Source organism: Frankia sp. CeCAU1 (genome assembly GCF_977971845.1).
Window position 1 is genome coordinate 42,908 of record NZ_CDWWXA010000014.1, and the last position, 14,625, is coordinate 57,532.

A 14,625-nucleotide genomic window follows, 5' to 3' on the forward strand; every position below is an offset into this window, starting at 1 on the left:
GCCGCAACCAGGCCACGAACTCGCCGATGTCCTCCAGCCGCACCTCCCGCCAGTCCAGCCCCCGCCACCCCAGAAAGACCCAGTGGTCCTTCAGATCGTGGGCGTAGGCCTTGACCGTGTTCGGAGACCGCTCGATATCGCTCAGATAAGCCAGATACCGCTCGACCGGTTCGACCGGGGCGTCGTCGACACCCAGAACAGTCCACGAATCCACCCGCGACCCGGGCAAGGACACCCCGCGAACACCAGCAACCGACGCGCCGGCCGGATCTCCGCACGAGGCGCACCACGCACCGCAAGCTCACGAATCGCGATCAACAGACCAAGAACCGACAGATCCACCGCCGGCGCCACCAACGGCGCCACATACACCGGCACGCCCAGCCTCAGGGCGAGCAGCCAGACGTTCCCGAACCCGAACAAAAACGTCAGACCAACCACCAGCGCCATGATCACAGTCACCGATGTGAATGCCACGCCGCGCCCACGTGCGCTCGACGCCGCCAGCGGCGATGATGCGCTCATCGTCGACCCTGTCGGACCTCGAAACTGGCCTCCAAGACCAGCTGCCCGACAGAAACGCCCAGATCAGCGCCTCCCCCTTCTGCGACGTGCCCCGCCGGGGACACGCGACCCGCCATGCCCGTCGGTTGCAACCCGGGTGCTCACGGGTCGGCCGCCCGCCACGGACCGGGTTCTCGCGCCAAGCTGTGTCAGCCTAGGTTGGGAAGAAGCGCGGCGGGCTGGAGACACGGGTGGGACGTGGATGGCGCGGATGAACTGGGAGCTGTGGACGTGTGCCCGCAAGGGCCACGTCACCTACCGTCCGGACGAGACATCGCTGGCCGAGCGGCTGACCGCCCGGACCGCCGTCGGTGTCAGCTGGCGGTGCCTACGGTGCGGCGACTTCGTCGTCGGGGAGCCGGCCCTGTCCGGACCGGCTGAGGACGCACCGCTGCTCCTGCGCGGACGGGCGCTGCGCGACGCGACGGTCCTGCGGCTGCTCGCCGTGGAACGGATACTCCGGGCGCTGCTCATGGTCCTGATCGGCTACGCCATCCTCCGGTTCCGCCGATCGGAGGGGCAGCTCCAGCAGCTGTTCGACCGGGCCGTGCCCGCGGCGCGCCCGCTGGCCGACGTCCTGCGTCTCGATCTCGACCATTCCCCTACAATCGATCGCCTGCACCACCTCCTGCACACCCGTCCCCACACCCTGCTCCTCGTCGCGCTGCTGCTGTTCGGCTACGCCGCCGTACAGGTCGTCGAGGGGATCGGGCTATGGCTACTCAAGCGCTGGGGCGAGTACTTCGCCGCCGTCGCCACGTCGGCGTTCCTGCCGTTGGAGATCTACGAACTCACCGAGCGGATCACGGTCCTGCGCATCGGAGCGCTTGTCATCAACGTCGGTGCCGTCGTCTACCTCATCGTGAGCAAACGGCTGTTCAGAGTCCGGGGTGGGGCCGCCGCGTTCGAGGCCGAACGGCACGCGGAGTCCCTGCTCGAGGTGGAGCACTCCGCCCAGGCCGATCCGGCCCGTCCCGATCCTGCGGTACCGCAGGATCCTCGTCCGCAGGCCTTCACCTGAACCGGGCAGGCCCATCACCGGGCAGGCCCATCACCGGGCAGGCCCATCACCGGGCAGGGGAGTCCGGCTGAAGCTGCCGTGCCAGACGGCCTGGGCACCACTGTCGCCGATCCGGTAGACCTGCACGACCGAACCGGCGGCGACGACCAGGCCGAGCACGGCGAGAACCGCCACGAGCACCGTCCGGCCAGGACCGGTCGCGGTGCGCGCCGGAGCCGTTTCCGTTCCGGTGGCGGCCGAGCGGCGTGCGAGCACCCACGACGCCGCGGCCGCGACGAACAGCCCGGCAGCCCAGGGCAGCAGGGTGTCGCCGAGTTCGGCGTGCCGGCGGACCAGCTCGTTCGAGGGCACGCGTGCCTCAAGCCACTCCCCCGCATGGGTGGTGAGCGGCACGCTCACCAACGCGACCAGAGCGACCAGCGGGGTGATGACGCCCAGCCGGCGCCGCGCCGCCGGCCACAGCGCGGACAGCACCACCAGCATCGCTGCCAGCGGCACGAGGATGACAACCACATGCACGAGCAAGACGTGCGCCGGCAGTCCGTTGATCTCCGTTGGCCCCACGGTCGCTCCGATCGTCATCTCGTGATGTCCGCACCACGAACCGTCACAGACAGGAGAAATCCCGCCCCGCATTACTACAGTAGTAGTAGTATTAATACTACTACTACTGCCTCTGTCGTAGACGAAGCGGGGCGACTAGGGACGCACCGTGCCCAGGGCGGGGCCGAAACGCCGGGGCCGGGACGGTCTCCCGCAGGGTGCGCCAGATCTCGTCGAACTCGCGTACCGCCCGGACATACCGGCGCGGCGCGAGCAGCCGCAGCCGCTCGGCCGGCCGAAACCCCAGCTCCGGCTCGGCGACCGCGAATAGCAGGCAGTAGGCACGCCGATAGGCGACTCCCGGGAATACTTTCCCGGGCTCGTGCCGACGGACCATTTCCGCGGTCGCCGCGGGCGGTGTGAAGTTTTCTCCCCCAGCGAGGCCACGCACCTGCTCGGCGAGCCCGTCCTGCGTCAGGCCCCCGGGCCTCACGGAAGCGACGAAGAGTACTCGGAGTCCAGCCCGGGTGCTTCTCGTTCGACATCGACGACATCGTTCCAACGACATCGTTCCGCTGCCCCGCCAGTTCTCCCACCAGCAGAGTAGTCAGACGGACAGCGCGGACGGGCGACAATGTCGGAATCGAGCGCTGGACATCCCTCAAGGTCCGTTTCCTGTCCGGTCGCCGGACTGCCCGGGTAATCGCCTGCCGGCTGCCCTGGTCAGCGCGGCCGGCACGCGTTGGACTCATGACCAGCGGCTCCGCTCGGGCTGACGGGAGGTCCCCGGGTCCGGCGCCGCGCACGGGCCTGGCCGAGAACGAGCTGCCCCCCCTTTCGGGACCGGCCTGGAGATCTGGGTCGGGAGATCTGGGTCAGGAGATCTCGGCGAGCCCGGCGACCCGCGGAATCACCTCTTCACCGAGTATGTGCAGAGGCTCGACGTGCCAGACGTCGCGCACGCCACCGAGAACCGCCTGGACACCGAGTTCGGCCAGGTCGTTCAGCTCGTCGAGAATCCTCGCCACATTCTCCCCCCTCGGTCCGACGTCAAAGGAGAAGACCACGGTCTTGAGGATGTCGTCGTAGTTCCGACCCTCGCGTTCGCAGTGTTCACGCAGCACCTGGAGCTTGCGCGCCAGATCGGGACCGGGGAAGAGGTTGCACGCCTGTGCGTACCGGGCCACGAGGCGCAGCGTCTTCCTTTCGCCACCCCCACCGATCAGGATGGGTGGATGCGGCCGCGTCAGCGGCCGCGGCGAATTCAGTGGACGGGCCAACTGGTAGTACCGGCCAGAGAAGGGGCTCTCGTCACCGCTCCACATCCGCAGGCAGATCTGCAGCGTCTCCTCCAGCCGTTCGAACCGCTCGGCCAGCGGCGGGAACGGCAGACCGAGACCGACCGCCTCCTGTTCGTACCAGGCGGCGCCGATGCCCAGCCAGGCCCGCCCGCCGGAGAGCACGTCCAGCGTCGTGACGATCTTCGCCAGGGCGCCGGGCGCCCGGTAGACCGTCCCGGTGACCAGGGTCAGCAGCTTCGCGCGGCGGCTGTGGGCGGCCAGGAAACCCAGCGTCGTGTACGCCTCCAGCATCTCGTTCTCGACCGGACCGACCATCGCGATCTGGAAGAAGTGGTCCATGACGGCCAGGTAGTCGAATCCGACCGTGTCCGCCACGCGGACCACCTCGGCCAGATCTTCCCCGAGCCGCCCGGAACCGTGCGGGGAGGTGAAGTCGGGTAGTTGCAGACCGATCCGCATGTGCGCTCCTCCCCCGCCTCCAGCGCGGAAAGCGGGACATAGCCGATATTTTCCCATCTGTCGCGCGGCGACAGCCTCCGGCCGCGGTGACCATGATCGGGACTCCCTGACGTGATGAGTCGACGACACGACCACGCCTGCGCGCGGTCACCCCACCCGAACCCAACGCCACGCCCGCAAATCGCAACAAATTTCGATATATAAATGACAAGAGGCTGAGATGCACGAGAATGTAGGCATGCCCGGCCAAGCCTCCGTCATGATGGTCACATGAGGCCCGGGTGGCGGGACCTCCGGGGTGTCCGTACCCTTTCCCTCGACGGAGGTAGCCCTACTCCTCCCGCAGGACCGGTCGCCATCGGCGCCGGTCGATTACTGGATCTGCGGAGTCGGCACCATGGCGGCACCGGAGAGGGGCCGGAGGGGGAGTCGCCACCATCGCCCGCCCACGGCGCACCCATAAAAGATCATATTTTTCGGCGAAACGGCCGTCGGTGCCGCTGGTGTCGTCGCCGCGGCACCGGGCGATGGCCGTCGGCACGATGCCGGGCACGTGCACAGGTTTCCACCACTCTGCGGGGGGATGACCGGTTGACCGCCTCTCTCCCTCCCCCGTGCCGGTTCCGTCTGATCCGGATTGCCCAGCTCGTCCTGATCGTCGCCACGGTCTACCTGTCCGTTTCCGCGTTCGTCACCGTGCCCCACATCGGCAACGAGACCGGGTCGCTGCGTTACGGCGTCGCCCTCGGCTCGGGCCTGATCTGCCTGTCGCGGGCGGTGTTGATCCGCGGCGAACGCCTGCCCTGGGCCCTGCTCGGCACCGGGCTCATCAGCTACGGAGGCGCGACGATCTACTACAACGCGGCGGTCGCCGGCCGGCAGGACGACGACCTCGGGCCGTCGCTGGCCGATCTCGGCTGGCTGCTCTTCTATCCAGCGTGCTATGTCGCCGTCATCCTCCTGCTACGCAGAAGAGTGCTCCGGCTGCACACGAGCGTCTGGATGGACGCGCTCGTCGGCCTGCTCGGCGTGGCCGCGCTGACCAGCGGCATCGGCGTGGCGATGGCGAACGCGTATCCGCGCTACAGCGCGTGGACGATGACGGTGAACCTGATCTATCCGCTCGCCGACCTGCTGCTGATCCTGCTGATCGTCACGGTGTTCAGCCTACTGGGCTGGCATCCCGGCCGGCTGTGGTGGCTGCTGGGCATCGGGCTGGTGGGCTTCGCGATAGCCGACTCACTCCTGCTGGTCATCGTCACCACGGACAAGGACCCCGGGTCCGGCCTCCTCGGCACGCTGTGGCTGTTCTCGGTGCTCATGCCGGCCCTGGCCGCCTGGCTGCGACCGCGCTGGCACCCACCGGCCAAGATGTCCGGCTGGGGCGTCATCGCGGTCCCACTGGTGCTCACCGTGATCGCGCTCGGTCTGCTCGTCCTCGGCGCCACGGTCCAGCTGCCAAAGGTCACCGTCGGACTCGCCGCGGCCACGGTGCTGACGGCCCTGGCCCGCGCCGCGTTCACCTTCATCGAGGTCCAGCAGCTCGCCGAAAGCAAGGTGCTGGCCCGCACTGACGAGCTGACGGGCCTGGCAAACCGGCGTGGCTTCATCGAACGGCTGACGAAGGCCGAGCAGCGCGCCACCGGGGTGGGCACCTTCGCCCTCCTCCTGCTGGACCTTGACCGGTTCAAGGAGATCAACGACTCGCTGGGGCATCAGGTGGGCGACGCGCTACTGGCGCAGGTCGGAACCCGTATCTCCGACGCCCTGCGTCCCGGCGACCTGCATGCCCGCCTGGGCGGCGACGAGTTCGCGGTCCTGCTCGAACACGCGGACATCGAGGCCGCGAAACGCGTCGCCGACCGGGTGCTGGCCGTGCTCGGCGATCCCTTCGACGTCGGCGGGGTGACCCTGCACGTCGGCGCGAGCATCGGCGCCGCCGTGTACCCCGACCACGCCGAGGACGCCCACATCCTGTTGCAGCGTGCGGACGTGGCCATGTATGCCGCGAAGTCGGGCCGCACCGGCGTGGAGTCCTACCGTCCCGGCTCCGACGTGAACAGCCTCGTCCGCCTCGACATGATCGAGTCCCTGCGCGCGGCGCTCGGCACCGGCCAGCTGGAGGTGCACTACCAGGTCAAGGTCGACCTCGATTCCGGGCAGGCAAATGCCGTGGAGGCCCTGGTCCGCTGGCGGCATCCCAGCCGCGGCCTGCTCGGGCCAGAGGAATTCGTCCCCCTGGCCGAACAGGCCGGTTTCATCCGGATGCTGACCATCGAGGTGCTGGAGACCGCCCTGGGCCAGTGCCGGCAGTGGCACTCCGCCGGATTCGACGTAGCGGTGGCGGTGAACCTGTCCGCCTCGGACCTGCTGGACCGTGGCTTTCCCGAACAGGTCAGCGGCATGCTCTCCGGCTTCGGGCTGAGCCCGACGGCACTCGAGCTGGAGATCACCGAGACCACGTTGATGCTCGACCGGGTCCGCACGGCCGCCGTACTCGGGGAGCTGCGCGACCTGGGGATCGGAATCGCCGTCGACGACTACGGCACCGGGTACTCCTCCCTGGCCAGGCTCTGGGAGCTGCCCGTTGACGTGCTGAAGCTGGACAAGTCATTCATCCAGCGCATGGAGGTCGATGGCCGGGCCGAGGCGATCGTCCGTTCGACGGTCGGGCTCGCCCACGCGCTCGGCCTGCGCATCGTCGTCGAGGGCGTGGAGACCGCTGGAGCGATGCGGATGCTGCGGGATTTCGGCTGCGACCTGGCTCAGGGCTACTTCCTCGGCCATCCGGGCCCATCTGAGCAGGTGACCGAACAACTGCGGCGACGGGCGCCGTCGGCTGGCATGATCGATCCGGAGACGATCGGCCGGACGGAGGAATGTCCCGGCGATCTCTCCCCGACGATGGAGAGTGCCGTGCTGAACGCCCCAGTCGCCCCGGATCGGACGCCGGCGGTCAAGTCGTGGCGCTGACGGCGCCGCCCCGCGATCTCGGCCCCACCGTATGGGACGGGTTCTCGCTGCTGAGCAGCCCCCGCCAAGCCCCGGTCGCCGTCGGCGGTGAGCTGGATCCGGCGACGTTGATCGGCGCCTACCGGGCCGGCGCCTTCCCCTGGCCGGCGGACGAGGCCGACGGCGGCAAGGTCCATGAGGACGACGAGGCCCACGGGGACGACGAGGCCCACGGGGACGACAGCGACGACGCGAGCAGTGGGACCCGCGGGGGCGGGGGGTGGCTGCGCGAGATCCTGCGGGCGGCGGTGGCCGCCCGACGCATCCCCCATCTGCCCCCGCACCGTCCCGGTGGGCTGGACCTGCCCTGGTGGAGCCCCGACCCCCGGGCCGTGATGCCGATCGGCCGGCTGCGGGTCAACCGGACACTGCGCAAGCGGCTGCGTAACTGCGGGTGGACCACCACCGTCGACGAGCGCTTCGTCGACGTCGTCCGCGGCTGCCGCCGCGGCGGTACCTCCGAATGGATCACTCCCCAACTGGTCGAGGGCTACGCCGAGCTGCACGCCCTGGGCTGGGCACACAGCATCGAGGTCTGGGAGGGCGACGAGCTGGTCGGCGGCATGTATGGAGTGGGCGTCGGCGGCGTGTTCGTCGGTGAATCGATGTTCCGCACCCGGACCGACGCCTCCAAGGTGGCTCTGGCCGACTTCGACGCCCGGTTCACCGCGGCCGGCGGGGTACTGCTGGACGTGCAGATCGCGACCCCGCATCTGATCGACCTGGGTGCGGTGGAGATTCCACGGGCCGATTTCCTCGCCGTTCTGGCCCGCGTCCGGGATGCCGACGTCCGCCTCGACCGGGACCGGCATCCGGTCGCCCGCCTTGCCCCGCATGGCGCCTCCGGCGCAATGCGGGGACCCCTGGCCTAGGGCGCCGTCCGGGGTCTCCGTCACCTCGCCCCCGGCGAGGTTCCTGGGAGAACCGTCGGGCGCCTCCGGCGCAATGCGGGGACCCCGGTAGGAGCCTGTCTCGGCGAGGTGGGGTTCAGTCGCCGGCGCGGGCCTGCGGGACCGACACCAGGGGAAACCGCTCGACCGCCTCGGCCAGGACGGCCAGCAGATGATCGATCTCGGCGTTGGTGTTGGCCGCGGTGACCTGGATGCGCACCCCGACCTGCTCACGGGGAACGACCGGGAACGGCACCACACTCGCGAAGATCCCCCGTTCGAACAGAAACCGGCCCAACGGCTCGGCCTGCGCGGCGTCGACCAGGGGAATCTCTATGATCGGAAAGCCGCTGGCGTTGAGCGTGAACAGACCGAGCCCGCGCAGGCCGTCGAGGAACCGGCTGGTCAGGCGGTGCAGCCGGGCCCGGATGGCGTCCCCGCGTTCCGCGTTGACCCGCAGCCCGACCAGCCCGGTCGCCAGGGACGCCACCGGCGACGGGCCGGAGAAGACGTACGGGCCCGCGGTGGACTTCAGATACTCCTTCACCTCCGTGGGGCAGGCGACGAAGGCGAGCAGCGACGAGTACGCCTTCGAGAAACCGCCGACCAGGACGAGATCGTCGTAGGTCTCGCCGAGATGGCGGACGATTCCGTTGCCGCGGCTGCCGTAGGGGCTCGACGCGGCGGGATCACGCTCGCCGACGACACCGAACCCGTGGGCGTCGTCGACGTAGAGCAGGGCGTCGTGCGCACGGGTGAGCGCCGCGAGCTCGGCGAGCGGCGGGCCGTTTCCGGTCATGCTGTGGACGCCGTCGACGCACACCACCCGGGGGTGGGGGCTCGTCCGCAGCCGGCGTTCCAGCCGGTCGAGCCGGTCCTCGCGGAAGCGCGCCACGGCGGCGCCATGGGCCGCGGCCACGACCGCGCCGTCATGTGCCGTCTGATGGGCGTGCACCTCGACGAAGAGGGTCCCCTTGCCCACGAGGGCGGGCAGCACCGACAGCTGGATGTGGGTGATGGTCGGGAGCAGCAGCGCGTCCTCGGCACCGAGGAGAGCTGCGAGCGTGTGCTCGATGTCGTCGTACATCCGCGGGCTGGCGATCAGCCTCGACCAGCTCGGGTGGGTGCCCCAGCGGTCCAGGTACTCCGGGACCGCCTCGATGATCTCCCGGTCGAGATCGAGGCCAAGGTAGTTGCACGACGCGAAATCGGTGAGCCAATGATCATCGATCCGTATCCGGCGGCCGTCGATCTCGTCCACCGTCGCGTCGTAAAAGGGCGCGTGGCGGCGCAGGCGGTCCAGTTCGGCCCGCATACCCATAGGCTGATCAAGAACGTGTCGCCAGGCCGGCGATAACGCCGAGACGGGAGACGAAGGCAAGTCGGGACTTTCGTAGGTCTGCGACATCCCCGCGGCCTAGCCCATGCCCTGGGCCGCGGCGATCGGCCGGGCGGGCGAGATGATCACTAGCATCCCAGATAGTCCAGATAGTCCAGATAGTCCAGCTTCTCGGAAGGCAGTCGGATCTGCCAGCGGAACCGGGTGCATTACCACCATCACCAGCCCTCAGGATCGCCGGGAACACACGTCGCCGGGTTCAGGAAACGAAGAAGCACCAACGGACCAAAGGAGCATTCAACACGTAAACAATAAACCTCATGGCCCGGATAATTCCACAACAAGCGTGGTATGGCCCTGATCCGCGCAGCGGAGCCGGGAGATCGGGCGGACGCCGGGGCCACGGCGGACCGGGCGTCCACGCCACGGCCGGGGCGGATCCGGCTGGCGGCCCGGGCGGCTCCCGCCGCCCACCGAAGGCCCGCCACCGTGGTGTTATCGTCCCCGGCATGTCTGACACGGCGGCATCCGCGGCGACCTCCACCGCGTCCACGGCTGCGGCTTCCACGGCTCCCCCCGCAGGATCGAGGCAGGCCCCGACACCCTCCGCTGCGACCCCGGAACCGGGTGGCGAGTCCCGGGCCGCGGCTTTGGGGACCGCGCCGCCGGCCGGCCCGTCCGGCCCGGTGCCGACGAGCGGCCCGGTGCCGGCGAGCGGAGCGGGCACGGCGAGCGGAGCGCAGGCGGCGGCCACTCCCCGCGAGCGGGCCAAGGAGGGTCCGCTGGTGCGCGCCCTGCCCTATTCCGGGTTCGGACTGTCGCGCTCGAAGACGCTGTTCCTCGCGCACCGCAAGGAGCCCGTCGACCCGGCTGGCTTCTACTCGCTGATCGCTGCGGACTCCGTGCGCCAGCTGATGCGGTACACATCCCTGACCGGCCAGCTCGTCCTCGACGTCGGCGGCGGCCCGGGTTACTTCCGCTCGGCCTTCCTCGACGCCGGCGCCCGGTACGTGTGGGTCGAGCCGGACGTCTCGGAGATGGAGGCCGGTGGCATCGAGGTTCCCGGCCGGGTCCGGGGCAGCGCCTTGGACCTGCCGTTCCTCTCCGGAAGCGTTGATCTCTGCTACACGTCAAACGTGCTCGAACACGTCCCCGACCCGTGGCGGATGTGCTCCGAGCTGGCCCGGGTGACCCGCCCTGGCGGGCTCATCTTCCTGAGCTACACGAACTGGCTGTCCCCCTGGGGGGGCCACGAGACCGCACCCTGGCACTATCTGGGTGGTGACCGGGCGGCGGCGAGGTTCGAACGCCGCAAGGGCAAGGCGCCGAAAAACATCTACGGCAAGACTCTATTTCCGGTGTCGGTGGCCGACACCCTCGCCTGGGCGAAGCGGCGGTCCGACGTCGAGATCCTCGACGCGATGCCGCGCTATCTGCCCGACTGGGCGAAGGTGATCATCAGGATTCCCGGTGCCCGCGAGATTGTGACCTGGAACCTCGCGATGGTGTTGCGCAAGCGCTGAGCCGCCGGGCCGCGCGAGTGTCGGTCCGGCGGCTCCGGGCCGGCGGCTCAGAGGAGTCGCAGCTGCTTGCCCGGTGCCGGCCGGCGCGGCCCGCGCCGCCCGCCCTCGGCCGGGACGCCCTCAGCCGGGACAGAGGACAGCAAAGCCAGCCTGATGTCTGCAAGAAACGGTGAGGGACGGGTCGTCACGACCGACCCGGCGCGCCGCCGGCTGGCCGCCGAGGTGAGGACCAACCGATGCCTGGCCCGGGTGACGCCGACGAAGAAGAGTCGGCGCTCCTCCGCCTCGGCGTCCTTCGTGCCGGCGCCGGCGGTTCCATCGGCGGTTCCGTTGACGCCACCACCCGGCGCCTCACCGCCCGGGGTCCCACCGCCCGGCGCCTCACCGGCCGGACCGAAGCGCATCGGCAGCAGCCCGTCCTCACAACCGACGATGATGACCAGGCCGTATTCCAGACCCTTGCTCGCGTGCAGGGTCAGCAGCGAGATCCGGTCCGCCCTCGGGTCCAGCCCGTCGACCTCGGCGGCGAGCGTGACCGACGTGAGGAAACCCGCCAGGTCGTTGCCGGCCGCTGCGGCGGCCGGTGCGAGCAGCTCCACCGCCAGGCGCAGCTCGGCCTCGGTCGGCACCCGTCCGCCGGAGAAGCCGGGAAACCCGTCGGACGGCACGGCGCCGAGCTCGCTTCTCCTCGCCTCGGCGAGATCGGTGGCCCGTGCCGCCGCGTCGCGCAGCAGACCCGACACCGGACGCGGGACGCCGGGACCCGAGGGATCCATGGTCGTCAGGTCCTGCAGCAGGGCGAGCAGGTCGGCGACCGCGGGAGCGTCCGCGAGCGGGAGATGAGAGCGCCGCTGGAACGGGAAACCGCGGGTGGCCAGCGCTTCCATGATCGGCTCGGCCTGGCGGGCGGTCCGGTAGAGCACGGCGATGTCCGCGAAGGAGAACCCCGCGTCGACCGATCCGTCCACCCCCGAGTCCAACGCGTGGAACGAGGTACCGCCGAGCGCCGCGTCGATCGTGTCGACGACGGCGATCGCCTCCTCGGCCTCACTGCGGTAGCGCCGCAGCAGCACCGGGCCATCGCCCTCGGCGCCCCGCACGGCGGTCAGGGTCCGGTCCGGGACCAGACTCGCGGGCGCGATCACATCGAGCGCCGTCCGCACGATGGTGCGGGTGGATCGGTAGCCGCGGGTCAGGGCGACCGGGCGGGCACTCGGGTAGTCCTGCCCGAACCGCAGGAAGAACCGGACGTCCGCACCCCGGAAGCTGTAGATAGCCTGGTCCGGGTCGCCGATCACGCACAGGTTGGCCGTGGGGGGACACAACAGCCCCAGCAGGCGGTACTGGAGTTCGTCGGTGTCCTGGTACTCGTCGACCCAGACGTGGCGCCACCGCCGCTGGTAGTGCTCGGCGAGATCCGGGGACGACCGCAACAGGGTCAGCGGCAGGGTGATCAGATCGTCGAGGTCGACCATGTCCCGATCGCGCAGGGCGGCGTCGTAACGGGCGAGCGCCCCAACCAGGTCGTGGTGGCGGATCGCCTGGCCGAGCGCTCGGTGCCGCTTGAGCTCGGCGACACCGGCCGCCACCCGCCGGCGCGTTCGGGCGTCGCCCTCACCGTGCAGTGCCGCGGCGATTAGCTCCACGCGCACCGCGTCGTCCGCGACCTGGACCTGCGGGCCCCGGGCGAGTTTCGCGTGCTGCTCACGGATGATCGTAAGCCCGAGGCCGTGGAAGGTCGTCGCGAGCACCCGTCCCGCGGCGTCACCCAGCAGGCCGGCGAGCCGTTCGGCGAGCTCCCCGGCCGCACGCCGGGTGAAGGTGACCGCCAGGCACTCCCCGGCCGGCACCCCGTGCTCAGCGACCCGGTGTGCGATCGCGTGGACCAGCGTACGGGTCTTGCCCGTTCCCGGTCCGGCGAGGACGAGCAGCGGACCGGACAGGTGCGAGGCGGCCAGCCGTTGCTCGGGATCCAGCCCGTCAAGCACCGACGGGGTATCGCCGGAAACCGGCGTGAACAGCTGGCTGTCGGCCACCGCGGCATCCCCCGGCACCACCGCGGCATCCCCCGGCACCACCGCGGCATCGGGTGCCGGGCGCGCCCGCGCCGCGAGCGCCTCGTCGAGGGAGGGTCCCGCATCGATCCGGTCCTGCCCACCAGCCGCGCCGGACCCAAGGTCGAACAGGGTGCCACCGTCCCGGGCGAGCTCCTGGGGTTCGAACAACCGGATGACGCCGTATTCGCCGTCGAACCCGGCCTGCCGGATCACCTCCCCGCGGCGCAGGCGACCGATTGCCTCGACCAGCTCCGGCGATCCGACCCCGGCGATGTCCGTGAGCGGTACGTCGCCGAGGATGTCGAGCTCCGGGCCCAGACGGGAGACCAACGACGTCACCTGGCCCGCGACCGCCTTGCTCTTCGGGCCCACGCCGAGAATCTCCCCGACGACCTCCGGCAACGGAACCAGCGAGGTGACGTCGGGCGCCGTGACGGGGCGGTGGCCGGGCCGCCGGTCGGCCAACGCCTCGACCCGGTTGAGGACCCCGACGGTGAGGCCGCCGCCGCAGGTGGGGCAGCGTCCGCCGACCTCCCGGGTCTGGTCCGGCGTGAGGACCACCCCGCACTTGCGATGCCCGTCGAGGTGGTACTTGCCCTCTTCCGGGAAGAACTCGACGGTCCCCGCGAAGCCGTCCCCGCCGCGCAGCGCGGCCTCGATGGAGAAGTAGTCGAGGTCGCAGGTGAACGCCGTCGCCTCCCGGCCGAGCATCGGCGGGGAGTGGGCGTCAGAGTTGCTCACCAGCCGGTAGCGGTCGAGACCGGAGATCCGCCAGAACATCTCCGGGTCCGCCGAAAGCCCAGTCTCCAGGGCGAAGACCTCGTCGGCGAGGTCGCCGTAGCAGTCCTCGACGGCGTCGAACCCGGACTTCGAACCGAGAACCGCGAACCAGGGCGTCCACACGTGCGCCGGGACCAGATAGCAGCCCGCCCCGCCACCAAGGGTGATCTCCAGCAGATCGCGGGAGTCCAGGCCCAGGATGGGACGCCCGTCCGCGGCGAGGTTGCCGATCCGAGCCAGCGCCGCCGTGATCCGTCCGGCGGCCTCCCGGTCGGGAGCGTAGAGAAGATGATGGACCTTACGGGTCCGGTCGCCCCTCTTGTAGATCGTCGAGATCTCACTAGAGATCATGAAGCGGGTCGCCGTCCGGCAGGAGGCCGGTAACGTGCGCAGCACCTCATGCTCAAGATCGGACCGCAGCCGGAACAGGCCGGGCTCGGCCGGAACCAGCTTCGTCGCGATCTCCTGAGACCAGGCCGGATGGGTGAAGTCGCCGGTGCCGACGACGGCGATGCCCTTGCGTGCCGCCCACCAGGCCAGGTGCTCCAGATCGCAGTCACGACTGCAGGCACGCGAGTACCGGGAATGAATGTGCACATCAGCGTAGAACCGTGACCTCACGGATGCGTATGTTGTCGCACCCGCCTCACCATGCCGCCGGCGGCACGCCGCAACTTCACCCGCAACCTCACCCGCACCCGCACCCCGCGGACGGGCTACCCCCTCCTGTCGCTCCGCCGGAGGAGGGCACGTCATTATGCGTAGGATGCCGGCATCCTGCCGATCTCGCGGACGGGGCGTCACAGATCGGTGGTGCCACGGATCGGGAGAGCGGATCGGGAGAACAGCGCCGACGGGAGGAAAGTCACGTGTCGACAACCGACGGACGGCGTTTCCCTCCCGGTGCGGGCGCCGGGATCTCCAGAGCGAGGTCCTGATGACGACGCAGACCGCCGGCCCCGAGCGGCATGCCGCCCTCGCGGACCGCTGTCACCGGCTGGTGCGGTTCCTCCATGAGGTCGCGGCGGCCCGGTCGGGCCGGATCCGGACCATCGAGGAGCATCCGCTCACGGTGTGGCTCGCCGACATCCCGGCCGGCGTGCCGCTGTCCGAGCACGCCGGGGCCGGCGAGGTGC

General features: G+C 70.1%; 11 protein-coding genes. 5 read left to right on the forward strand and 6 right to left on the reverse strand.

Annotated elements, in window-relative coordinates; genetic code table 11:
• On the reverse strand, positions 1-214 hold a 214-nt coding region (locus AC08OO_RS04855), incomplete at its 3' end, for a site-specific integrase (RefSeq protein ID WP_476618267.1).
• 561 nt (positions 215-775) lie between these two features.
• Here AC08OO_RS04855 and AC08OO_RS04860 point away from each other — a divergent pair.
• Positions 776-1,585: a DUF2127 domain-containing protein gene (locus tag AC08OO_RS04860; protein ID WP_476610767.1), complete on the forward strand. Its 810-nt coding sequence runs from the start codon at positions 776-778 to the stop codon at positions 1,583-1,585.
• 30 nt (positions 1,586-1,615) lie between these two features.
• Here the strand turns inward: AC08OO_RS04860 and AC08OO_RS04865 are convergent, their stop codons facing one another.
• From AC08OO_RS04865 to AC08OO_RS04875, 3 genes are all read right to left on the reverse strand, one after another.
• Positions 1,616-2,167 (reverse strand): DUF2231 domain-containing protein, encoded by a 552-nt coding sequence (locus AC08OO_RS04865; protein WP_476610766.1) that lies wholly within the window; start codon positions 2,165-2,167, stop codon positions 1,616-1,618.
• 85 nt (positions 2,168-2,252) lie between these two features.
• Positions 2,253-2,621: a hypothetical protein gene (locus tag AC08OO_RS04870; RefSeq protein WP_476610765.1), complete on the reverse strand. Its 369-nt coding sequence runs from the start codon at positions 2,619-2,621 to the stop codon at positions 2,253-2,255.
• A gap of 382 nt (positions 2,622-3,003) precedes the next feature.
• Positions 3,004-3,888: an LLM class F420-dependent oxidoreductase gene (locus tag AC08OO_RS04875; RefSeq protein WP_476610764.1), complete on the reverse strand. Its 885-nt coding sequence runs from the start codon at positions 3,886-3,888 to the stop codon at positions 3,004-3,006.
• A 591-nt stretch (positions 3,889-4,479) separates the two neighbouring features.
• Here AC08OO_RS04875 and AC08OO_RS04880 point away from each other — a divergent pair.
• Together AC08OO_RS04880 and aat are read left to right on the forward strand one after the other, a co-directional pair.
• Positions 4,480-6,861, forward strand: coding sequence for a putative bifunctional diguanylate cyclase/phosphodiesterase (locus AC08OO_RS04880; protein ID WP_476610763.1), 2,382 nt, complete (start codon positions 4,480-4,482; stop codon positions 6,859-6,861).
• Complete coding sequence (gene aat, locus AC08OO_RS04885; protein WP_476610762.1) at positions 6,852-7,772, forward strand: leucyl/phenylalanyl-tRNA--protein transferase; 921 nt, start codon at positions 6,852-6,854, stop codon at positions 7,770-7,772. The genes AC08OO_RS04880 and aat overlap by 10 nt, the downstream gene beginning before the upstream one ends.
• Positions 7,773-7,887: 115 nt before the next feature.
• Here aat and AC08OO_RS04890 read toward each other — a convergent pair whose 3' ends face one another.
• Positions 7,888-9,105 carry an aminotransferase class I/II-fold pyridoxal phosphate-dependent enzyme gene (locus tag AC08OO_RS04890; protein ID WP_476618268.1) on the reverse strand — a complete coding sequence of 406 codons (1,218 nt, stop codon included), beginning with the start codon at positions 9,103-9,105 and terminating at the stop codon, positions 7,888-7,890.
• Positions 9,106-9,914: 809 nt separating this feature from the next.
• Here AC08OO_RS04890 and AC08OO_RS04895 point away from each other — a divergent pair.
• Positions 9,915-10,652 carry a class I SAM-dependent methyltransferase gene (locus AC08OO_RS04895; RefSeq protein ID WP_035729926.1) on the forward strand — a complete coding sequence of 246 codons (738 nt, stop codon included), beginning with the start codon at positions 9,915-9,917 and terminating at the stop codon, positions 10,650-10,652.
• A 47-nt stretch (positions 10,653-10,699) separates the two neighbouring features.
• Here the strand turns inward: AC08OO_RS04895 and AC08OO_RS04900 are convergent, their stop codons facing one another.
• Positions 10,700-14,110 (reverse strand): UvrD-helicase domain-containing protein, encoded by a 3,411-nt coding sequence (locus AC08OO_RS04900; protein WP_476610760.1) that lies wholly within the window; start codon positions 14,108-14,110, stop codon positions 10,700-10,702.
• A gap of 316 nt (positions 14,111-14,426) precedes the next feature.
• Between AC08OO_RS04900 and AC08OO_RS04905 the strand changes: the two genes are divergently transcribed.
• Positions 14,427-14,625, forward strand: a 199-nt coding sequence (locus AC08OO_RS04905; RefSeq protein ID WP_476618269.1) for a hypothetical protein, incomplete at its 3' end; no start/stop codon positions are given.